The sequence below is a fragment of the Halomonas sp. NYA30 genome (genome assembly GCF_976980765.1).
Genome location: NZ_OZ334477.1, coordinates 184,162 through 206,695, shown reverse-complemented (window position 1 = coordinate 206,695; position 22,534 = coordinate 184,162). Strand labels below are relative to the sequence as shown.

Annotated in this window: 16 protein-coding genes and 4 tRNA genes; 1 reads left to right on the top strand and 19 read right to left on the bottom strand. The window is 54.2% G+C overall.

All coding sequences use genetic code 11. The annotated features are described in order from the left end of the window. Positions 1-146 precede the first annotated feature (146 nt). The 19 genes from rpsJ to ACWI0H_RS00845 all read right to left on the bottom strand — a co-directional run bounded on the left by rpsJ (position 147) and on the right by ACWI0H_RS00845 (position 20,206). A complete protein-coding gene (gene rpsJ / locus ACWI0H_RS00935; protein ID WP_007112007.1) occupies positions 147-458 on the bottom strand; it encodes a 30S ribosomal protein S10 in 312 nt (103 codons plus the stop codon). Positions 459-617: 159 nt separating this feature from the next. Further along, a complete protein-coding gene (gene tuf / locus ACWI0H_RS00930) occupies positions 618-1,811 on the bottom strand; it encodes an elongation factor Tu (RefSeq protein ID WP_101147113.1) in 1,194 nt (397 codons plus the stop codon). Between the two features lie 29 nt (positions 1,812-1,840). Continuing rightward, entirely contained in the window at positions 1,841-3,964 is a 2,124-nt protein-coding gene (gene fusA, locus ACWI0H_RS00925) for an elongation factor G (RefSeq protein WP_008959171.1), read from the bottom strand. Positions 3,965-4,193: 229 nt separating this feature from the next. After that, the gene (rpsG, locus tag ACWI0H_RS00920; RefSeq protein ID WP_101147115.1) at positions 4,194-4,664 is read right to left on the bottom strand and encodes a 30S ribosomal protein S7; all 471 of its coding nucleotides are present in this window, start codon (positions 4,662-4,664) and stop codon (positions 4,194-4,196) included. 165 nt (positions 4,665-4,829) lie between these two features. Beyond that, the gene (gene rpsL / locus ACWI0H_RS00915) at positions 4,830-5,204 is read right to left on the bottom strand and encodes a 30S ribosomal protein S12 (protein WP_008959173.1); all 375 of its coding nucleotides are present in this window, start codon (positions 5,202-5,204) and stop codon (positions 4,830-4,832) included. A 227-nt stretch (positions 5,205-5,431) separates the two neighbouring features. Next, positions 5,432-9,646 (bottom strand): DNA-directed RNA polymerase subunit beta', encoded by a 4,215-nt coding sequence (gene rpoC, locus ACWI0H_RS00910; RefSeq protein ID WP_485874579.1) that lies wholly within the window; start codon positions 9,644-9,646, stop codon positions 5,432-5,434. 10 nt (positions 9,647-9,656) lie between these two features. Further along, the gene (rpoB, locus tag ACWI0H_RS00905) at positions 9,657-13,733 is read right to left on the bottom strand and encodes a DNA-directed RNA polymerase subunit beta (protein WP_485874578.1); all 4,077 of its coding nucleotides are present in this window, start codon (positions 13,731-13,733) and stop codon (positions 9,657-9,659) included. A 298-nt stretch (positions 13,734-14,031) separates the two neighbouring features. Further along, positions 14,032-14,400: a 50S ribosomal protein L7/L12 gene (gene rplL, locus ACWI0H_RS00900; RefSeq protein WP_008959176.1), complete on the bottom strand. Its 369-nt coding sequence runs from the start codon at positions 14,398-14,400 to the stop codon at positions 14,032-14,034. A gap of 112 nt (positions 14,401-14,512) precedes the next feature. After that, positions 14,513-15,019 carry a 50S ribosomal protein L10 gene (gene rplJ / locus ACWI0H_RS00895; protein WP_133731702.1) on the bottom strand — a complete coding sequence of 169 codons (507 nt, stop codon included), beginning with the start codon at positions 15,017-15,019 and terminating at the stop codon, positions 14,513-14,515. A 325-nt stretch (positions 15,020-15,344) separates the two neighbouring features. Beyond that, entirely contained in the window at positions 15,345-16,037 is a 693-nt protein-coding gene (rplA, locus tag ACWI0H_RS00890) for a 50S ribosomal protein L1 (protein ID WP_485874577.1), read from the bottom strand. 2 nt (positions 16,038-16,039) lie between these two features. Further along, complete coding sequence (rplK, locus tag ACWI0H_RS00885; RefSeq protein WP_007112017.1) at positions 16,040-16,471, bottom strand: 50S ribosomal protein L11; 432 nt, start codon at positions 16,469-16,471, stop codon at positions 16,040-16,042. A gap of 112 nt (positions 16,472-16,583) precedes the next feature. Next, positions 16,584-17,117: a transcription termination/antitermination protein NusG gene (gene nusG / locus ACWI0H_RS00880; RefSeq protein ID WP_008959178.1), complete on the bottom strand. Its 534-nt coding sequence runs from the start codon at positions 17,115-17,117 to the stop codon at positions 16,584-16,586. An 8-nt stretch (positions 17,118-17,125) separates the two neighbouring features. Next, positions 17,126-17,509 carry a preprotein translocase subunit SecE gene (gene secE, locus ACWI0H_RS00875; protein WP_008959179.1) on the bottom strand — a complete coding sequence of 128 codons (384 nt, stop codon included), beginning with the start codon at positions 17,507-17,509 and terminating at the stop codon, positions 17,126-17,128. A gap of 74 nt (positions 17,510-17,583) precedes the next feature. Then, positions 17,584-17,659, bottom strand: a tRNA-Trp gene (locus ACWI0H_RS00870). Between the two features lie 212 nt (positions 17,660-17,871). Next, positions 17,872-17,946: transfer RNA gene (locus ACWI0H_RS00865), tRNA-Thr, on the bottom strand. Positions 17,947-17,959: 13 nt separating this feature from the next. Then, positions 17,960-18,033 (bottom strand) — tRNA-Gly (locus ACWI0H_RS00860). A gap of 106 nt (positions 18,034-18,139) precedes the next feature. Beyond that, a tRNA-Tyr gene (locus ACWI0H_RS00855) sits at positions 18,140-18,223 on the bottom strand. Between the two features lie 151 nt (positions 18,224-18,374). Next, positions 18,375-19,214, bottom strand: coding sequence for a type III pantothenate kinase (locus ACWI0H_RS00850; protein WP_008959180.1), 840 nt, complete (start codon positions 19,212-19,214; stop codon positions 18,375-18,377). Continuing rightward, the gene (locus ACWI0H_RS00845) at positions 19,211-20,206 is read right to left on the bottom strand and encodes a biotin--[acetyl-CoA-carboxylase] ligase (protein ID WP_008959181.1); all 996 of its coding nucleotides are present in this window, start codon (positions 20,204-20,206) and stop codon (positions 19,211-19,213) included. Before ACWI0H_RS00845 ends, ACWI0H_RS00850 begins: the two co-directional genes overlap by 4 nt. Positions 20,207-20,441: 235 nt before the next feature. Here ACWI0H_RS00845 and typA point away from each other — a divergent pair, with 235 nt between their 5' ends. After that, positions 20,442-22,292, top strand: coding sequence for a translational GTPase TypA (typA, locus tag ACWI0H_RS00840; RefSeq protein WP_008959183.1), 1,851 nt, complete (start codon positions 20,442-20,444; stop codon positions 22,290-22,292). Positions 22,293-22,534 lie beyond the last annotated feature (242 nt).

Sequence of the window (22,534 nt, the reverse complement as noted above, 5' to 3'; positions counted from 1 at the left end):
GTGTACGGGGCTATCACCCGCTATGGCTGCCCTTTCCAGAGCATTCCACTAGCACATTGTATGGCGCCTCACGGCGCGGCGGCTGCTGCTCATGCCAACTCTTTATAAAGAGCGATGAGCGCTGGGCCGCAAAGTGACTAGTGTAATTAGTTGAGTTTGATTTGCACGTCTACGCCTGCGGCGAGATCAAGCTTCATCAAAGCGTCAACAGTTTTCTCGGTCGGCTCAACAATGTCGAGCACACGCTTGTGCGTACGAATCTCATACTGGTCACGCGCATCTTTGTTGACGTGCGGCGAGATCAGGATGGTGTAACGCTCGCGATTGGTCGGCAGCGGGATCGGGCCACGAACCTGAGCACCAGTACGCTTAGCAGTTTCAACAATTTCCGCTGTGGACTGATCGATCAGGCGATGGTCGAATGCTTTCAACCGAATGCGAATCTTTTGGTTCTGCATTTGCCTTAAACTCCAATGGATGTCGACGGCGCGAGCCGTCTACCCACGCATTCAAAGGATGCGCATTATAGGCACGCCAAAAGCCCATGTCAAACATTTGCTGTTGGTGCGCAGAAAAGGGGGCTCATCAGAGCCCCCTTCATCATTCAAGCATGTAGCTTACTTGACGATCTTGGCCACAACGCCAGCACCGACAGTACGGCCGCCTTCACGAATAGCGAAGCGCAAACCTTCGTCCATTGCGATCGGAGCGATCAAGGTAACAACCATCTGAACGTTGTCACCCGGCATGACCATTTCAACGCCTTCCGGCAGTTCACAAGTACCGGTTACATCGGTGGTACGGAAGTAGAACTGGGGACGGTAGCCCTTGAAGAAAGGCGTGTGACGACCACCCTCTTCTTTGGACAGTACGTAAACTTCTGCTTCGAAGGTAGTGTGCGGGTTGATGGTGCCCGGCTTGGCCAATACTTGGCCACGCTCGACGTCATCACGCTTAGTACCACGCAGCAGGGCGCCAACGTTCTCACCAGCACGACCTTCGTCGAGCAGTTTACGGAACATTTCAACACCGGTAACGATCGTTTTGGTGGTGTCGCGGATGCCCACGATTTCCACTTCTTCGCCCGCTTTAACGATGCCGCGCTCTACACGACCGGTAACAACAGTACCGCGACCAGAGATAGAGAACACGTCTTCAATCGGCATCAGGAACGGCTGGTCGATAGCACGCTCCGGCTCAGGAATGTACTCGTCCAGAGCTTTGATCAGGTTAGCTACCGCAGTAGTACCCATGCCGTTCTCATCTTCACCGTTCAGCGCCATCAAGGCAGAACCAGTGATGATCGGCGTGTCGTCGCCCGGGAAGTCGTACTGGTCTAGAAGTTCGCGAACTTCCATTTCTACCAGCTCGAGCAGCTCTTCGTCATCGACCATGTCCGCTTTGTTCAGGAACACAACGATGAACGGTACGCCAACCTGACGAGACAGCAGGATGTGCTCGCGAGTTTGCGGCATCGGGCCGTCTGCGGCAGAACATACCAGGATCGCGCCGTCCATCTGCGCAGCACCGGTGATCATGTTCTTGACGTAGTCAGCGTGTCCTGGGCAGTCAACGTGAGCGTAGTGACGCTCTTCAGACTGATATTCCACGTGGGAAGTAGCGATCGTGATACCGCGCTCGCGCTCTTCAGGAGCGTTATCGATGGTATCAAATTCACGCCAGTCGCCGCCGAAAACCTCAGCAGACACGCGGGTTAGGGCCGCTGTCAGAGTCGTTTTACCGTGGTCGACGTGACCAATGGTGCCGACGTTGACGTGCGGTTTGGAACGTTCAAATTTTTCCTTAGCCACTGCTATAACCTCTTTACGTTAGCTAACGGTTAACCGTTTTGATTGATGACGGCTTCAACGACGCTGGAGGGCGCCTCGTCGTACTTCGAGAACTCCATAGAGTAGCTCGCACGGCCCTGGGTTTGTGAGCGCAGATCGGTTGCATAACCGAACATCTCGCCCAGTGGCACCGTTGCACGAATGACTTTACCAGAAGAAGAGTCATCCATGCCCTGCACCAAGCCGCGACGACGGCTCAGGTCGCCCATGACGTCACCCATAAATTCTTCGGGGGTCACGATTTCGACCTTCATCACCGGCTCCAGCAGCACGGCCTTGGCCTTCCTGGCACCTTCTTTCACTGCCATAGAAGAAGCAATCTTAAACGCAGTCTCGTTGGAGTCCACGTCGTGGAAGGAGCCGTCGAACAGCGACACTTTAACGTCGATCATCGGGTAACCCGCGATGACACCGTTTTTGAGCTGCTCGTAAGCACCCTTCTCAACCGCGGGAACGTATTCCTTCGGAACCGCACCACCCACGATTTCAGAAGTGAATTTGAAGAAGATTTCATCTTCGCCTTCACCCTTCTCTTCTTTAGTCAGCGGTTCAATACGTAGCCAAACGTGACCGTACTGACCACGACCACCGGACTGACGCACGAACTTGCCTTCTTGCTCAATGCTGCCGCGAATCGTTTCGCGATAGGCAACCTGCGGCTTACCGATATTGGCTTCAACCTTAAACTCGCGACGCATACGGTCAACGAGGATGTCCAGGTGAAGCTCACCCATACCAGAAATAATCGTCTGGCCGGTTTCTTCGTCGGTTTTAACCTGGAAGGAGGGATCTTCCTGAGCAAGCTTGCCCAGAGCGACACCCATCTTCTCTTGGTCTGCCTTAGATTTAGGCTCTACAGCAACCGAGATAACCGGATCCGGGAACTCCATACGCTCGAGAACAATTTTGTTATCGATGTCGCACAGGGTATCACCGGTGGTGACGTCCTTGAGACCGATACAAGCGGCGATATCGCCCGCCAGTACTTCTTTGATCTCTTCACGGGAGTTGGCGTGCATCTGAACGATACGGCCAACGCGCTCCTTCTTCTGCTTAACGGAGTTATAAACACCGTCGCCAGATTTCAGAACGCCCGAGTAGACGCGGATAAAGGTCAGCGTACCAACGAAGGGGTCGGTGGCGATTTTAAATGCCAACGCCGCAAACGGTGCACTGTCGTCCGCTTCACGGGTATCAACGGTGCCGTTTTTATCATCCAACTCACCTTCGATCGCCTTAACTTCTGTCGGCGAAGGCATGAATTCGATAACGCCATCCAGCACGGCCTGAACACCCTTGTTCTTAAAGGCAGAACCACAGGTAACCAGAACGATATCGTTAGCCAGAGTGCGCGCACGCAGACCAGCTTTGATCTCTTCAATCGTTAGCTCGCCGCCTTCAAGGTATTTCTCCATCAGCTCATCAGAGCCTTCGGCAGCAGCCTCGACCATCTCTTCGCGATACTTTTCTGCTGTTTCTTGTAGCTCAGCAGGAATATCCACGAGGTCATAGGTCATACCCAGACTTTCTTCATCCCACAGGATGGCTTTCATCTGAATAAGGTCGATAACACCTTTAAAGTCTTCTTCCGTGCCCCAGTTAATCTGGATCGGCACAGCATTAGCACCCAGACGCTCTTTCAACTGGTCGACAACCATGAAGAAATCAGCACCGGTACGGTCCATTTTGTTGACAAAGACCATGCGCGGCACTTCGTACTTATTGGCCTGGCGCCATACAGTTTCGGTCTGCGGCTGAACGCCGGAAGAACCGCACAGTACAACAACCGCGCCATCAAGTACGCGCAAAGAACGTTCAACTTCGATCGTGAAGTCAACGTGCCCTGGGGTGTCGATAATGTTAATACGGTGCTCAGGGAACTGCTTGTTCATGCCCTGCCAGAAACAGGTAGTTGCAGCTGAGGTGATAGTGATACCACGCTCCTGCTCCTGCTCCATCCAGTCCATGGTCGCAGCACCGTCGTGCACTTCGCCCACTTTGTGGGAAAGGCCGGTGTAGAACAGTACCCGCTCAGTCGTCGTAGTCTTACCCGCGTCAACGTGAGCGACGATACCGATATTACGATAGCGATTTAGTGGAGTCTTGCGTGCCACGGTGAAACTCCCGTTTGTTGGCGATGCTCGTTAATTTAGCGACGTATGCAAGCGAGGCTTATGCGTCCGCCGCTACCACTGCATGGTAGCGGCTGGGTATTGCAACTAATGCGTTGCAACAACGCGACTCAGCAAACACTTCGCCATGCTGAACAACGTGCATATAAAAACCATAAAGCCGTACTTAAAAACGCCGTGCTTAGAAACGCAGTTTCTAGAAACACCGATTTTAGAAACGGTAGTGCGAGAAGGCCTTGTTGGCTTCTGCCATGCGATGCACGTCTTCGCGCTTCTTAACGGCAGAACCTTTACCTTCCGCGGCATCCAGCATTTCGCCTGCTAGACGCTGCACCATGGTTTTCTCACCGCGACGACGCGCCGCGTCTACCAGCCAGCGCATTGCTAGCGCTTGGCGACGAGACGGACGTACTTCAACCGGCACCTGATAGGTCGCACCACCAACGCGGCGCGACTTCACTTCGACCATGGGCTGGATGGCTTCCAGCGCTTTGTCGAAGATCTCCAGCGGATCTTCTTTACTACGATCGGCAACCTTGTCCAACGCACCGTAGACGATACGCTCAGCTATGGACTTTTTGCCGCTGACCATCAGGTGGTTCATGAACTTCGCCAGACGCTCACTTCCGAACTTAGGATCCGGCAGGATTTCGCGTTTAGCTACTACTCTTCTTCTAGGCATGATAAGCCCTCAATTAAGGATCTTTCAGGTAAACCCGGAACTCATGAGCTTGTACTAAGACAAAGCGTCGCCCGACCTTACTCTTATCAGACCGTCAAATTCGTGATAATCGCTACTCAGCACACCCAATAAAATCGGCCATGCTATACAGCTACCCCAGCCTTATTAGGACTTAGGACGCTTAGTACCGTATTTAGAACGACCCTGACGACGATTTTGAACGCCAGAGGTGTCAAGGGCGCCACGAACGGTGTGATAACGCACACCTGGCAAATCCTTTACACGACCGCCACGAATCAAAACGACAGAGTGTTCTTGAAGGTTGTGACCTTCACCACCGATGTAAGAAGACACTTCGAAACCGTTGGTAAGGCGCACACGGCAAACCTTACGCAGGGCCGAGTTCGGCTTCTTCGGGGTAGTAGTGTAAACGCGCGTACATACGCCGCGCTTTTGCGGACAGGCCTGCAGCGCGGGCACGTCACTTTTAGTGACGGGGCGCTTGCGCGGCTTGCGCACTAGCTGATTAATCGTTGCCATGGTGTTTAGCTGACTCCAATGGTTGCCTTGTCTTTCAACAAGTAGCCTTTTTAACAAATACGTGCAGCGGATGCGGGCGCACCCACCCCACTGTTAAAGGCTGCGCATTCTAAAGGCTGACCCTAGGTGCCGTCAAGCCTTGCTGGCGGTTTTACCAGCAAGGTGACGTTTTTAGGTCAGCAACTTATGCTACTTACTAATTTTACTGCTTGTTTTAAGCACCAAATTTACAGCTCGTCGTCAGAGTCGAGAGCGGTTAACTGGGCACCTAGCTCCTGCTCTACCTCGGTCGCCGAGGGGTTCAACAGTTGCTCAACGCCTTCGCGCTTGCGACGGCGTTCTGCGTGGTGAGTCAAGCCCGTACCTGCTGGTATTAGACGACCAACCACCACGTTTTCTTTCAGGCCGCGCAGGTAATCACGCTTACCGGTCACCGCTGCTTCGGTCAATACGCGGGTGGTCTCCTGGAAGGAGGCCGCGGAAATGAACGACTCGGTGGCCAAGCTGGCCTTAGTAATACCCAGCAACATGCGTTGGTACTTGGCTGGGAATTTCTTCTCTTTTTCAAGACGTTCATTCTGTTCCAGCACACGCACAAGCTCGGCTTGATCGCCCGTGATGAAATCAGAGTCGCCTGAATCAGCAATCTCTACCTTACGCAGCATCTGACGCACAATCACTTCAATGTGCTTATCGTTGATACCAACGCCCTGGAGACGGTAAACGTCTTGTACTTCTGCCGTAATGTACTTGGCGAGCTCCTCAACACCCAATAAACGCAGGATGTCATGGGGGTTGCTCGGGCCATCAGAAATGACTTCCCCCTTCTCAACCGTTTCGCCTTCAAAGACGGCAATTTGACGCCACTTCGGAATCAAGGCTTCAAACGGATCGCCGGATTCCGGGGTAATCATCAGGCGACGCTTGCCTTTAGTCTCTTTACCAAAGCTAACGACACCGCTGATTTCCGCCAGGATAGACGACTCTTTCGGCTTACGCGCCTCAAACAAGTCAGCAACGCGTGGCAGACCACCGGTGATATCTTTGTTCGCCGAGGCTTCTACCGGGATACGGGCAACGACTTCACCCACACCGATAGTGACACCATCGTCGACCGAAATAATCGAGTTGCCAGGCAGCAAGTACTGCACCGGCGTGTTCGAACCGGAGACAGATACGTACTCACCAGCGCTGTCTTGCAGCATGACCATCGGGCGCTTATCGCGACCAGCCATGGGGCGCGCTGCAGACTCGATCACCTCAATAGAGGACAAGCCAGTCATCTCATCGACGCTACGGTGCATGGTGACACCTTCGTCAAGATCGATGAACTGCGCCTTACCCTCTACTTCGGCAACGATCGGGTGCGTGTGCGGGTCCCACTTGGCGACTATGGCACCGGCATCCACGACGTCACCGTCGCGTACCGAGAGTTCGGCGCCGTAAGGCAGCTTGTAGTACTCGCGTTCACGACCATGGTCATCCGCAACAGCCAAGGCGCTCGAACGAGAGACCACCACTAGCTTGCCGTCACCACGCTCAACATGCTTGATGTTGTGCAGGCGAACCTTGCCGCCGTGCTTCACTTGTACGCTATCCACGGCTGATGAACGCGATGCTGCGCCGCCGATGTGGAAGGTACGCATGGTCAGCTGGGTACCCGGCTCACCAATTGACTGGGCAGCGATAACGCCGACAGCTTCACCGATGTTGACCTGGTGGCCACGGGCCAAGTCACGGCCGTAACAGGAGGCACACACGCCATGTGCGGTCTCACAAGTAATCGTGGAGCGTACGATAATTTCGTCGACGCCCATGGTGTCGAGCTCTGCACACCACTTCTCGTCGAGCAATGTCCCTTTAGCGATCAATACTTCGCCGCTGCCCGGATGCACGACATCCTGCGCAACCACGCGACCTAGTACACGCTGGGAGAGCGGTACAATGATGTCGCCGCCTTCGATGATCGGGTGCAGTGTCAAGCCATTTTCGGTACCACAATCAACCTCAGTGATAACCAAATCTTGCGCCACATCGACCAAACGACGCGTCAGGTAACCGGAGTTGGCCGTTTTCAGGGCCGTATCCGCCAGACCTTTACGTGCACCGTGAGTCGAGATGAAGTACTGCAGTACGTTCAGACCTTCACGGAAGTTGGCGACGATCGGCGTTTCAATGATCGAGCCATCCGGCTTGGCCATCAGGCCACGCATACCAGCAAGCTGACGAATCTGGGCAGCCGAACCACGAGCACCGGAGTCGGCCATGATAAAGACGCTGTTGAACGAATCTTGCTCAACCTCGTTGCCATCACGATCGATAACGGTCTCTTTCGAGATGCCGACCATCATCGCCTTAGCCACTTTATCGTTCGCCTTCGACCAGATATCGATAACCTTGTTGTACTTCTCACCCGCTGTTACTAGGCCAGAAGAGAACTGGTCTTCGATCTCTTTAACTTCGGCTTCCGCCGCGTCAACGATTTCGGTTTTCGCTTCGGGGATAACGAAGTCGTTAACACCGATAGAGGCACCAGACCAAGTCGCCAAGCGAAAGCCGGTGTACATCAGCTGGTCAGCGAAGATGACGGTCGGCTTAAGGCCGGCACGACGATAGACTTCGTTGATCAGGCTGGAGATCGCCTTCTTCTTCATCGGCTGATCGATCAGCGCGAAGGGGACACCTTCCGGAAGAATGCGGAACAGCAGTGCACGACCGACCGTGGTGTCGTAAATACGGCGGTGGAAGCTACGCTCGCCGGTCTCTTCTTCAATGTCGATCTCATCTAGACGCACTTTAACCCGTGCGTGTAGCGATACTGACTGGGTGCCAAAGGCGCGCTCGACCTCATTAAGGTCAGAGAACACCATGCCTTCGCCTTTCGCGTTGATCTTTTCGCGGGTCATGTAATAGAGACCCAGAACAACGTCTTGCGACGGCACGATGATCGGCTCGCCGTTAGCGGGCGACAGCACGTTGTTGGTGGCCATCATCAGCGCACGCGCTTCAAGCTGGGCTTCCAGGGTCAGCGGTACGTGTACCGCCATCTGGTCACCGTCAAAGTCGGCGTTGTAGGCGGCACATACCAGCGGGTGTAGCTGGATCGCTTTACCTTCGATCAACAGCGGCTCAAACGCCTGGATACCCAGACGGTGCAGCGTGGGTGCGCGGTTAAGCAGTACCGGGTGTTCGCGGATAACATCGGCGAGGATGTCCCACACTTCCGGCAGCTCACGCTCGACCATCTTCTTGGCGGCTTTGATCGTTGAAGCGTAGCCCAGCGACTGTAGCTTGGAGTAGATAAACGGCTTGAACAGCTCAAGCGCCATTTTCTTCGGCAAACCACACTGGTGCAGACGCAGGGTCGGTCCTACGGTAATGACCGAACGGCCCGAGTAGTCAACACGCTTACCCAGCAAGTTCTGACGGAAACGGCCCTGCTTACCTTTGATCATATCGGCGAGCGATTTCAACGGACGCTTGTTAGAGCCCGTGATCGCACGACCGCGACGGCCGTTATCAAGCAGTGCATCGACCGCCTCCTGCAGCATCCGCTTCTCGTTGCGCACGATAATATCCGGCGCATTGAGGTCAAGCAGACGCTTCAAGCGGTTGTTACGGTTGATCACGCGACGGTAAAGGTCGTTCAAATCAGAGGTCGCGAACCGGCCACCGTCCAGTGGTACCAACGGACGAAGGTCCGGCGGCAGCACGGGCAGCACTTCCATAACCATCCACGCCGGCGCATTGCCAGAGTGGTAGAAGGCTTCCAGCAGCTTCAGGCGCTTAGAAAGCTTCTTGATCTTAGTTTCAGAGTTGGTCTGCGGAATTTCTTCACGCAGGTGGTTAATCTCTTCTTCCAGATCGATATCTTTGAGTAGCTCTTGAACGGCTTCGGCACCCATACGGGCATCGAAGTCATCGCCGAACTCTTCTAATGCTTCGAAGTACTGCTCATCGTTGAGCAGCTGACCACGCTCCAGCGTGGTCATGCCGGGATCGATCACGACAAAGCTTTCGAAGTACAGCACGCGCTCGATATCACGCAGGGTCATATCGAGGAACATGCCAATACGCGACGGCAGTGACTTCAAAAACCAAATGTGAGCAACCGGAGAAGCCAGCTCAATGTGCCCCATGCGCTCACGACGCACGGCGGCCTTGGTCACTTCAACGCCGCATTTTTCGCAGATAATACCACGGTGCTTCATGCGCTTATATTTGCCGCACAAGCACTCATAGTCTTTTACCGGACCAAAAATCTTGGCGCAGAACAGACCGTCCCGCTCCGGCTTAAAGGTACGGTAGTTGATGGTCTCAGGCTTCTTCACCTCGCCAAACGACCAGGAGCGAATCATGTCCGGCGACGCCAGGGTAATCTTGATCGCGTCAAACTCTTCGGACTGAGACTGCGATTTGAGTACTTTCACCAAATCTTTCATGGGACGGCTCCTAGCTCTCTAACTCGATATCGATGCCCAGCGAGCGGATTTCCTTCACCAGTACGTTGAAGGATTCCGGCATGCCTGCCTGCATGGTGTGGTCGCCATCCACGATGTTTTTATACATCTTGGTGCGGCCTTCGACGTCGTCCGACTTGACGGTGAGCATCTCTTGTAGCGTGTATGCGGCGCCGTATGCTTCCAACGCCCACACTTCCATCTCACCGAAGCGCTGACCACCGAATTGCGCCTTACCACCCAAGGGCTGCTGGGTAACCAGCGAGTAAGAACCGGTAGAACGCGCGTGCATCTTGTCGTCTACCAAGTGGTTAAGCTTCAACATGTACATGTAGCCGACGGTAACCGGACGATCAAAGGCGTCACCGGTACGGCCATCGAACAGGGCCATCTGACCCGATTCAGGGATGTCCGCCAGCTTCAGCAGGTGTTTGATTTCGTGCTCTTTGGCACCGTCAAACACCGGCGTGGCCATCGGCACACCACCTTTGAGGTTCTTCGCCAGAGCGATAATCTCATCGTCGGTCAGGGAATCGAGATCTTCAACACGCGTACCTTGCGTATTGTAGATCTGCCCCAGGAAGTCACGAATCTCCGCGACTTGCTGACCGCGTGCGTCGCGCAGCATGGCTTCGATCTTGACGCCCAAGCCACGTGCCGCCATACCCAAGTGGGTTTCAAGAATCTGACCGACGTTCATACGCGACGGTACACCCAGCGGGTTCAGCACCACGTCGACCGGCTCACCCTTCTCATCAAACGGCATGTCTTCGATCGGCATAATTGCCGAGATAACACCTTTATTACCGTGACGACCCGCCATCTTGTCGCCTGGCTGGATGCGACGCTTAACCGCCATATAGACTTTGACGATTTTCAGCACGCCCGGAGCAAGGTCATCGCCCTGGGTCAGCTTGCGCTTCTTATCTTCAAAGCGCTCATCCATCTCTTTACGACGGTTTTCAAGCTGCTCGTCGGCCTGAGCCAACAACTCATTGTAGGACTCATCCTGCATGCGCAGTTTGAACCACTGCTGACGCGGCAGCTCATCCAGGTACGCCTCGTCTAGCACGTCGCCTTTTTTGAGGTTCGGGCCGCCATTGACAGCTTGGCCATCAAGGGTGCGCTGTAGGCGCTCAAACGTGGCGTCTTCAGCAATCCGGTACGTCTCTTGCAGATCCTTACGCACTTCATCAAGCTGCGTACGCTCAATGGATAGTGCGCGAGAGTCTTTATCAACGCCGTCACGAGTAAACACCTGAACGTCGATGACCGTACCTTTCATGCCGGTCGGGGCACGCAGGGAAGTATCTTTAACGTCAGACGCTTTCTCACCAAAGATGGCACGCAACAGCTTCTCTTCTGGCGTTAACTGGGTTTCACCCTTCGGTGTCACCTTACCGACCAGAATGTCGCCGGGGCCAACTTCAGCACCGATGTAAACAACGCCCGCCTCATCCAGTTTGGAAAGCGCAGACTCACCCACGTTCGGGATATCGGAGGTAATCTCTTCCGAGCCCAACTTGGTGTCGCGAGACACACAGGTCAGTTCCTGAATGTGGATCGTCGTGAAACGGTCTTCTTGCACGACCCGCTCGGAAAGCAGGATCGAGTCCTCGAAGTTGTAACCGTTCCAGGGCATAAATGCGATGCGCATGTTCTGGCCAAGGGCCAGGTCACCCATGTCGACAGACGGGCCGTCGGCGAGAATATCGCCACGCGCCACGTTGTCACCAGGCCGCACGATGGGGCGCTGGTTCATACAGGTGTTCTGGTTCGAGCGGGTGTACTTGGTCAGGTTGTAGATATCAACACCGGCTTCACCGCCGATAATTTCATCTTCATTAACCCGTACCACCACACGACGCGCATCCACGGAATCAATCACGCCGCCGCGATTGGCCACCGCACAGACGCCGGAGTCACGGGCAACAAAGCGCTCCATGCCCGTACCTACCAACGGCTTATCAGCACGCAGGGTCGGGACCGCCTGACGCTGCATGTTAGAACCCATCAAGGCGCGGTTGGCGTCATCGTGCTCCAGGAACGGAATCAATGCCGCTGCAACGGAGACAACCTGACGTGGTGATACGTCCATTAGCGTCACTTGTTCAGGACGCATAAAGGTGGTTTCACCGCGGTGACGAACTTGAACCAGGTCATCACTTAGCTTGTTGGACTCATCTACCGCTGCTGACGCCTGGGCGATAACGAAATCGCCCTCTTCGATCGCCGAGAGGTGAACGATATCGTCGGTCAACTGACGATCAACCACTTTACGGTACGGCGTTTCAAGGAAACCGTAGCTGTTAGTGTGGCTGTAGGTGGCCAGCGAGTTAATCAGACCGATGTTCGGGCCTTCTGGCGTTTCGATTGGGCATAGACGCCCGTAGTGCGTGGCGTGAACGTCACGTACTTCGAAGCCAGCGCGCTCGCGGGTCAAACCACCGGGGCCGAGTGCGGACACACGACGCTTGTGGGTAACCTCGGAAAGCGGGTTGTTCTGATCCATAAACTGGGAAAGCTGGCTGGAGCCAAAGAACTCTTTCACCGCCGCCGCAACCGGCTTGGCGTTGATCAGATCTTGGGGCATCAGGCCTTCGCTTTCCGCCATGGAAAGACGCTCTTTCACCGCACGCTCCACACGTACCAAGCCAACGCGGAACTGGTTCTCGGCCATTTCGCCAACGCAGCGAATACGGCGGTTACCCAGGTGATCGATATCGTCGACGTCACCGAAGCCGTTACGGATACTGATCAATTCGCGCAGCACATCCAGGATGTCTTTGCGATCCAGCACGCCGGAGCCGGTGTCGATATCACGACGCAGGCGGCGGTTGAACTTCATGCGGCCAACGCCCGACAGGTCGTAGCGGTCTTCACTGAAGAACAGGTTGTTAAACAGCGTTTCGGCAGACTCTTTGGTGGGCGGCTCGCCGGGACGCATCATGCGGTAAATTTCGACCAACGCCTCTAGTGCTGAATTTGTAGCATCCAGCTTCAGAGTGTCGGAGATGAAAGAGCCGCAGTCGAGATCGTTGGTGTAAAGCGTCTCTACCAGGGTAATGCCGCCCTGGGCCATACGCTCAAGCACTTCAGGGGTGATCTCGGTATTACACGGACAGATCAGCTCGCCCGTTTTGGAATCGATTTGATCTTTGGCCAGGGTTTTGCCGAACAGGTACTCCATCGGCACGTCCAGACGCTCAAGGCCGGCTTTTTCAAGCTGGCGAATGTGCTTCTGGGTAATCCGACGACCCTCTTCAACGATCACATTACCTTCGCCATCCTTGATGTCGAAGGTAGCCGTTTCGCCGCGCAGGCGCGACGGCACTAGCTCCACAGAGAAACCGGATTTCTCAATGTGGAAGACGCTGGTTTCAAAGAACTCGGCAAGGATCTCTTCGGTGTTCATACCCAACGCACGCATCAGTACCGAGGCCGGCAGTTTGCGGCGACGGTCAATACGTACAAAGACGTTGTCTTTGGGGTCAAACTCGAAGTCCAACCAGGAACCACGGTAAGGAATCACACGGGCTGAGTAGAGCAGCTTGCCGGAAGAGTGACTCTTACCTTTGTCGTGATCGAAGAACACACCGGGCGAGCGGTGGAGCTGGGAAACGATAACCCGCTCAGTACCGTTAATTACAAAGGTACCGTTCTCAGTCATCAGGGGGATTTCCCCCATGTAGACTTCTTGCTCTTTGATATCTTTAATTGCTTTGTTCGAAGAGTCGCGATCATAGATGATCAAGCGAACCTTGACGCGCAGCGGGGCGGAGTAAGTCACGCCGCGCAGCTGGCACTCCTTAACATCGAACGCCGGCGTACCGAAGCGGTAGCTGACATACTCAAGCGCTGCATTGCCGGAGAAGCTCTCAATCGGAAACACGGACTTGAATGCCGCGTGCAGACCGACCTCGTGACGCTCGTCGGGCGAACGATCTTGCTGGAGGAAGTCGTAATAGGAATCAAGCTGGATCGCCAGCAAGTAAGGCACATCCATCACTTGGGGCAGTTTGCCGAAATCCTTGCGGATGCGTTTTTTCTCAGTATATGAGTAAGCCATCTGTATTCCCCAGCTTGTTCACCATGGGTGACCGATGCGTGGTCATCGCTGCCCGGCGGGCTTCGTCAGACGCAGACAGCAAGCTCCTAAATCGGTAGCTCGCCGTCGAAAATCTAGTTCGATAACACTGTAGTCGATAACACTATTTCAATAACGCTTTTACTTTCTGTCGCTTCTATCATTTGCCAGCAGCATTACTGTTAACAAACATCAGTTACAACAGAAAAAGGCCGGCAGCGGGATATCCCGCCGCCAGCCGTGGAAGCTTACGCAGCGCGTAAAGCCGTCCGCACAAGAATTACTTGAGCTCGACGGTTGCGCCCGCTTCTTCCAGCTTCGCTTTAGCTGCTTCAGCGTCGTCTTTAGACAGACCTTCTTTGATGGTCGCCGGAGCGCCGTCAACAGCGCCTTTAGCTTCTTTCAAGCCAAGGCCAGTGATCTCACGAACCGCTTTGATCACGTTAACTTTCTTGTCGCCAGCAGCGGTCAGAACGACGTCAAATTCAGTCTGTTCTTCAGCTACTTCGCCGCCAGCAGCCGGACCAGCCATTACGGCAGCCGCTGCAGAAACGCCGAATTTCTCTTCCATTGCTTCGATCAGCTCGACAACTTCCATTACGGACATGTCGGCTACAGCATTGATGATATCGTCTTTAGACAGTGCCATTGTTTCATTCCTAACTTTGCGGGAGTCTCGGTCAGCCGAGGACTCAGGATTCATTGCTCGGTTCAGGCAGCGTCGCGACTAAATCGTTCACGCCACCTGCAAGAAACGCTGCTTAGGCAGCTTCTGCTTCTTGCTTCTGGTCGCGCAACGCGGCCAGAGTACGAACCAGCTTGCCAGCGGAGGCTTCTTTCATCACCGACATCAACTTGGCAATTGCTTCGTCGTGTGTCGGTAGGGTTGCCAGACGGTCGATGTCAGCAGCCGGAATCAGCTCACCTTCGTAGGCCAACGCTTTTACTTCGAAGTTCTTGTCCGTTTTAGCAAACTCTTTGAACAGACGAGCAGCAGCGCCCGGATGATCAGTAGAGAAGGCCAACAACGTAGGACCAACGAAGCTATCGTTCAGGCACTCCCACTGAGTGCCCTCGAGAGCGCGGCGAGCCAGCGTATTACGAACAACACGCAGCTCTACACCATTCTCACGCGCTTGCTTGCGCAGATCGGTCATTTTACCAACCGTAACGCCGCGAGAATCAGCAACTACGACGGAGAGTGCGCCCTTGGCCGCTTCACTGACCTCGGCAACAATCGCTTTCTTGCCTTCAAGTGCTAGTGGCACAGTGATCACTCCTTCGTGCCGGAACCCAAGAAGGTTCCGGTGGTTACCATCTCTTTCCGCTCTTAATTGCAAATAAACTGCAATGCGGAAAGCCTTGGGGATGGTGCTCACCAGAAAGCTTTTAAGCTTAACCAACTGGCGGCCACACCATCTGCGCAGGCGCTTATGAGGCAATTAAGCCGCCCTTGTATATACAAAATACTAAGTGTACATACTAAGCACGGCACCTGCGGTCTTTGACGATGCCCCGGCCAGTGTTAATAACCAAACGGGGGACCGCAAAGTTCTTGCTCGGTTCCTACAAGAAAACCAACGAAAACTCGCTTTACGCGAAAGCAGAGTGATCGATTGTTAAACCCGGGCCCATGGTAGTGGACAGAGTCATTTTCTTGAAGTAAATGCCTTTAGACGCGCTCGGCTTGAGGCGCTTCAGGTCAGCAACCAGGGCTTCCAGGTTGCCGTTAATAGCTGCCACGTCAAAATCCACTTTACCCAGGGTAGTGTGGATGATGCCGTTTTTATCAGTACGGAAACGCACTTGGCCCGCTTTGGCATTTTTAACCGCTGTCGCCACATCAGGCGTTACGGTGCCAACTTTCGGGTTAGGCATCAGGCCACGCGGACCCAGGATCTGGCCCAACTGACCAACAACGCGCATAGCATCTGGCGAAGCGATAACGACGTCAAAATCCATCACGCCTTTTTTCACTTGCTCAGCCAAGTCATCCATACCCACGATGTCGGCACCGGCTTCTTTAGCGGCATCGGCATTGGCACCCTGGGTAAAGACCGCAACGCGTACATCTTTACCAGTACCGTTAGGCATGACGGTAGCGCCACGCACAACTTGGTCAGATTTACGCGGGTCAACGCCCAGGTTAATGGCGACATCAAGCGACTCTTTGAATTTAACCGTAGACAGCTCGGAGAGCAGCGCTACCGCCTCTTCAATAGAGTAGGATTTGGTGGCGTCTACTTTTTCGCGAATAATTTTCGCACGCTTAGATAGTTTAGCCATGATCAGAGACCCTCCACATTTAGGCCCATGCTGCGAGCACTGCCAGCAATGGTGCGCACAGCGGCATCAAGATTCGCAGCCGTTAAATCTGGCTCTTTCGTTTTGGCGATCTCTTCGAGCTGCTCACGCGTCACGGTGCCGACTTTCTTCTTGTTCGGCTCACCAGAACCGGACTTGATACCAGCAGCTTTCTTCAGCAGCACGGCAGCAGGCGGTGTCTTGGTGACGAACGTGAAGCTACGGTCTGAGTAGACAGTGATCACGACTGGCGTTGGTAAGCCCGGCTCAATTTCTTGAGTCGCGGCGTTGAACGCCTTACAGAATTCCATGATGTTCACGCCGTGCTGACCCAGTGCTGGGCCTACCGGCGGGCTTGGATTGGCTTTACCTGCAGCAACCTGCAGTTTGATATAAGCCTGTACTTTCTTGGCCATCGTTTATGCTCCAATTGGGTAGTAACGCCCGAAGGCTCCCCGGTACCAGCGAAACAACCACTTAGTTATTCCGCACGAATCAAATACGCTTACTCTTTCTCAACCTGAGAGCTTATTCTTTTTCAACCTGAGAAAATTCTAACTCAACAGGTGTAGAGCGCCCAAAGATCAGCACGCTGACATGAAGGCGACTCTTTTCATAATTAACTTCTTCGACAACACCGTTAAAATCAGCAAACGGCCCGTCAACAACACGCACTGACTGACCCGGCTCAAACATCGTTTTGGGCCGCGGCTTGTCGGTGCCATCTTTAACACGCAGCAAAATAGCGTCTGCTTCGCGTGATGTAATCGGTGCTGGCTTCTCTTTTGTGCCGCCGATAAAGCCCATTACCCGCGGCGTCTCGTTGACGAGATGCCATGTTTCGTCGGCCATCTCCATCTCAACCAGCACATAGCCAGGGTAAAATTTGCGCTCGCTCTTACGACGCTTGCCGTCTCGCATCTCGACAACTTCTTCTGTCGGCACCAGAATCTCGCCAAAGCGATCTTCCATACCATACATTTTCACACGCTCAATAAGTGAGCGCATGACATGCTTTTCAAACCCAGAATAAGCGTGAACGACGTACCAACGTTTGGACATGAAAACTCCTAACCAATGACGCCGGACATCGCCCAGCCAAGAAGAGTGTCGATCAACCACAGCATTAGCCCCACCACCAGAACAGCCACTAACACAATGGCAGTGGTTTGGATGGTTTCGGCTCGGGTCGGCCATACAACGCGCTGAATCTCTTTCTTGGCGCTTCTGGCAAGCTCTACTAAATCACGACCTTTGGTAGTGGTCAGCGCGATCAAACCCGCAATCACACATAACACCACTACACCTAGCACACGGTAGAGCAGGCCAATATCGGCGAAATAGGTATTACCAACGACAGCAACGACAAGCAGCGCTACGACCGCCGCCCATTTGAGCCCGTCATGGCGCGTCTGTTGCACCTCGGCGCCATGTTTTACAGAACCAGGCTTCATAAAAACGAGACTCCTCAAGGGTGCGGCGAACGATAAAAGAATTTTGGAAAAAGACATACCAACCTGGGGAAGGTTGGCAGGCCAGGAGGGAATCGAACCCCCAACCTGCGGTTTTGGAGACCGCTGCTCTGCCAATTGAGCTACTGGCCTGTATCGTCGTACTGATTTTTTACAACAACTATTTTTTACAACAACTATCTACATCTATCGATAAGCGTCTTTTTCAATCGCCTATACAACAGCGGGCGCCATGGTAGCGAAGAAAGCCACTTATGACAACCCCTTCTTTACGCTCAGACGCCATCAAAGCCACCTGACCGCAGAGACAAAAAAAGCGAGCTTCGCTCGCTTTATCTGCAATATGGAGCTCATGGACGGAATTGAACCGTCGACCTCACCCTTACCAAGGGTGTGCTCTACCCCTGAGCTACATGAGCTAAACACATCAACTGGAGCGGGCGGCGGGAATCGAACCCGCACCATCAGCTTGGAAGGCTGAGGTTCTACCATTGAACTACGCCCGCCGAACTTGCCTATAGAATGACAATCCGCTGCACGAGAAACAGTAGCTAACGCCCGCTTACCGGCTTTTCATTCCCAAACACTGAACAGTTCAGCGCCTGATAAACTTGGTGGAGAGAGAAGGATTCGAACCTTCGAAGCTTTCGCGGCAGATTTACAGTCTGCTCCCTTTGGCCACTCGGGAATCTCTCCAACGTGGCGGCATATTATGCCAGCCTTCAAAAACGTGTCAAGCCTGATAATCGTTATAGCTATGAAAAGCTTAGCTTATCAACACTCTGAATATCAGCACTTTCAACATCGCGAGACGCTTATGCCTCGCCTTCGAACGCGCTGCATTCTGTCAAAGCAGCATTGAGAATGCAAGTCCCGCACGAATCTTTTCTAGCGATACAGGCTCCGGCACTCGCGGCGCGCCTGACATTTTGCCTGCACGCTCAGCAAAGGTCATTGGAAAACAGGCCTCTAAACCGCCATAAACCATGTCCGGCCACACCGCATGAGGCACTTGCACCCCCCGCGAGACAACCCGGGCATCGCCACCGGTTAATAGCATCGGTAGCGCCACGCCTTGCTGATCACAGACTTCACTATAGATGCGATTAATCGCGCTGACGGCCGCCATATAGATACCATGATTGACGGCATCAACTGTACGCCGCCCTGGCTCTAGCAATTCATCCGCCTCGCTTTCTGGGTCGATGGCCACATTGCGGGTGCCTAGCTTCAAGCTCTCCTTCATCAGGCGCAGCCCTGGGATAATAAAGCCACCAAGATGGCTACCGCCCGGCAACACAAAGTCGATAGTAATGGCACTGCCACAATCCACCGCACAGCAACCGCCCGCTAACTGATAGCCCGCCAGCGCCCCCATCCACCGATCAACGCCTAAACGCCCTGGCTCCTCATAGCCGTTGACGACCCCCAGCGCTTCATGGGTTGAGTGTGCCACATGCACATGACGCACCCGGCGACGCAGTAAAGCAACCGTCTCTTCCAGCACGGCCGCCCTGGCCACGCTTGAAATACGCACCGCCTCCACTACGTCAAGATCCGGGATGTCAGCCCCTGGTCGCCACTCTTCACGGGTCCATACCGCCCCGCGCGATCGTATCTCGCTACTCTCGGCATCCTTGAGCCGCCATTTTGACAGCGTGTTGCCGATATCAAGATCCAGAATCATAAACGCCTGCGTACGCTGATCTCACCGCCGGCTAGGCGTCGCGAGTGACCATTTTCGGTAACCCAAAGGTTACCACTCTTATCTACTTCCCCGGCGATGGCATCGCTGGTCTGCTGCCCTTGGATCACCCGAATAGGCAGTCCTGCATAAGCATGACGTTGATTCCACTCATCCTGCCAGGCGCTAAAGCCAACACGCTCAAAGTCAGCCAGCATCGCCAATAGACCAGCTACGACATCGGAGGCCAACTGATTACGCGAGATATCCGGCAACCGCTCGAAAAGCGCCGCAACCGGCTGTTCGATCGCGGCTCGCTGAGCAGCAGGCAGCCACAGATTCATGCCCATGCCGATCACTACCTCGCAGGGACCTGCCGCGTCCCCGGTGATTTCAATCAGAATACCGGCCAGCTTGCCAAGCTCGTCGCAGGCATCATCGCCCTGTTCGGAGAGCAAGATATCGTTGGGCCATTTTAACTTGGGCGCCACGCCATGCTGCTCTAGCACCTGAGCCACTACAACCCCGACGGCCAAACTCAGGCCTTCAAGCACCGCGATGCCAGATTCAAAGCGCCAGCCTAGCGAGAGCATTAAACTCTGCCCCCACGGCGTCGTCCAGACACGACCGCGCCGCCCACGCCCTGCCGTTTGCAGCTCAACCAAGCACACTTCGCCATGCCCTGCGCCCTGCTCAAAGCGCTGACGCAAATACTCATTGCTGGAAGGTAACTGATCTTCAACAAACAGGCGTGCAAGGTAATGTCGCGCCTGAGCAGGCAAACGCTCGACGATTTTGGCGCCTTCCAAAGGCTCCAGCCGCTGCGCCAATCGATAGCCACGTCCTTTGACGGCCACCAATTCGACGCCCAGCGCTTCTAGCTTTTTTAACTGCTTCCACACCGCAGCACGAGAAATACCCAGCGTTTCACCCAGCTGCTCGCCAGAGTGAACCTCGCCATCGCTTAACAAACGCATCAGGTTGCCGATGGTCATGCTCCTGCCCCAATGGGAAAAGCGCTATTCTAGCGGATGGAGGTTCGCTGCGAAAACTTTCCTGAGGGCGACTAAGGTCGATAAGCGCTCCAGTAATATCAGCGAAGCCTTCGACATGCTAGAATAGCCACTGGACGCAAGCCCTGAGCCAAGATGGTCGGCAAATTGCCAGCCCTTGCGACCCGCATTTTCCGACCCGTGGACAAACGGGTGTTCACAAGAGTTCTCTCTCAGCATGCAAAACCAGCAAAATTCCAGCGCGGTTAATAACCTGCGCAACGTCGCGATCATAGCCCACGTTGACCATGGTAAAACCACTCTGGTCGACAAACTCCTGAGCCAGTCCGGCACCCTTGACCGTAAAGCAGAAGGTCAAGAGCGCGTTATGGACTCGAACGATCAGGAAAAAGAACGTGGCATTACCATTTTGGCCAAGAATACGGCCATTCAATGGCAAGACAGCCACGGTAACGGCTACCACATCAACATTGTGGATACGCCTGGGCACGCCGATTTCGGTGGTGAAGTTGAGCGCGTCATGTCGATGGTTGATTCGGTCCTACTTCTTGTAGACGCCGTTGATGGCCCGATGCCGCAAACTCGCTTTGTGACCCAGAAAGCATTCGCCCAAGGCCTCAAGCCGATTGTGGTGGTCAACAAAATTGACCGTCCCGGCGCGCGCCCTGACTGGGTGATCGACCAGATTTTTGATCTGTTCGACAATCTAGGCGCGACTGACGAACAGCTCGATTTCCCGATCATTTACTGCTCTGCCTTGAACGGCATTGCCGGGATGGATCCTGAAGCTCTGGCCGACAACATGGACCCCATGTTCCAGGCGATCGTCGACATCGTTGAGCCGCCCAAGGTGGAGCTTGACGGCCCCTTCCAGATGCAGATTTCCGCACTGGATTACAACAGCTACGTGGGCGTTATCGGCCTTGGCCGCATCAAGCGCGGCGCGGTGAAACCGAACCAACAGGTTTCGATCATCGGCGTTGACGGTAATGTACGTAAGGGCAAAATCGGCCAGGTCATGACCCATATGGGTCTTGATCGTGTACAGACCAACGAAGCCACCGCGGGCGATATCGTCTGTGTGACCGGCATCGATGATCTGTCAATTTCTGACACCTTGTGCGATCCCGCTAACGTTCAGGCACTGCCACCGCTCTCCGTTGATGAGCCGACCGTCTCGATGACCTTCCAGGTCAACGATTCACCGTTCGCCGGTAAAGACGGCAAGTTTGTGACCAGCCGTAATATCAAGGATCGCCTTGAACAAGAGCTGATTCACAACGTGGCGCTGCGCGTTGAAGAGGGCGAAACCCCTGAGAAGTTCAAAGTATCTGGCCGTGGCGAACTGCACCTTTCGGTGTTGATCGAAACCATGCGTCGTGAAGGCTTTGAGCTGGCGGTAGGCCGCCCAGAAGTTATCATCAAAGAGATTGACGGTGAGAAGCAGGAGCCTTACGAAGAAGTCATCATCGACTGTGAAGAGCAGCATCAAGGCTCGATCATGGAAGAGCTTGGCTACCGTAAAGGTGAGATGACCAACATGCTACCGGATGGTAAAGGACGGGTTCGCCTGGACTTCATTATCCCTGCACGTGGTTTGATCGGTTTCCGTGGTCAGTTTTTAACCCTGACCTCCGGTACCGGCATCCTAACTAGCCGTTTTGATCACTACGGCCCGCTGAAGCCTGAAGCCTCTATTGAGCGTCGTAATGGCGTATTGGTCTCAATGGTTGACGGTAAAGCCCTCGCCTACGCCCTGTATGCACTGCAAGAGCGCGGCAAGCTGATTATCGATCACGCCACGGAAGTTTACGAAGGCATGCTGATCGGTATCAACAACCGCGCAAACGACATGGTGGTTAACCCCACTAAAGGCAAGAAGCTCGATAACATGCGCTCCACCGGTAACGATGAGAACATCGTGTTAACTCCGCCGGTTAAGTTCTCTCTGGAGCAGGCAATCGAGTTCCTCGACTCCGACGAGCTAGTCGAAGTCACGCCAGTGCATATCCGCCTGCGTAAAAAGCTGCTGAAAGAGACCGAGCGTAAGCGTTACAGCAAGAAGTAACCCGCTTCAAGCAGTGAGTATCCAAAAAAACCCGCGCAAGCGGGTTTTTTTATGTCGATTAGCCAACCACCGAACACTCGTTTAACACTGTCAGCAGCTTGCCAAGCAGCCCACTAAACGCAGCCTAAACGTTACGGCGCTGGAAAGGCGACGCGTTCTATCGCACAGTAACGCTAAATTCAGCACGCCCAAGGCACGCTGGCATCACTATATTCATACAAGTGTTTGGATATCTATCCCCA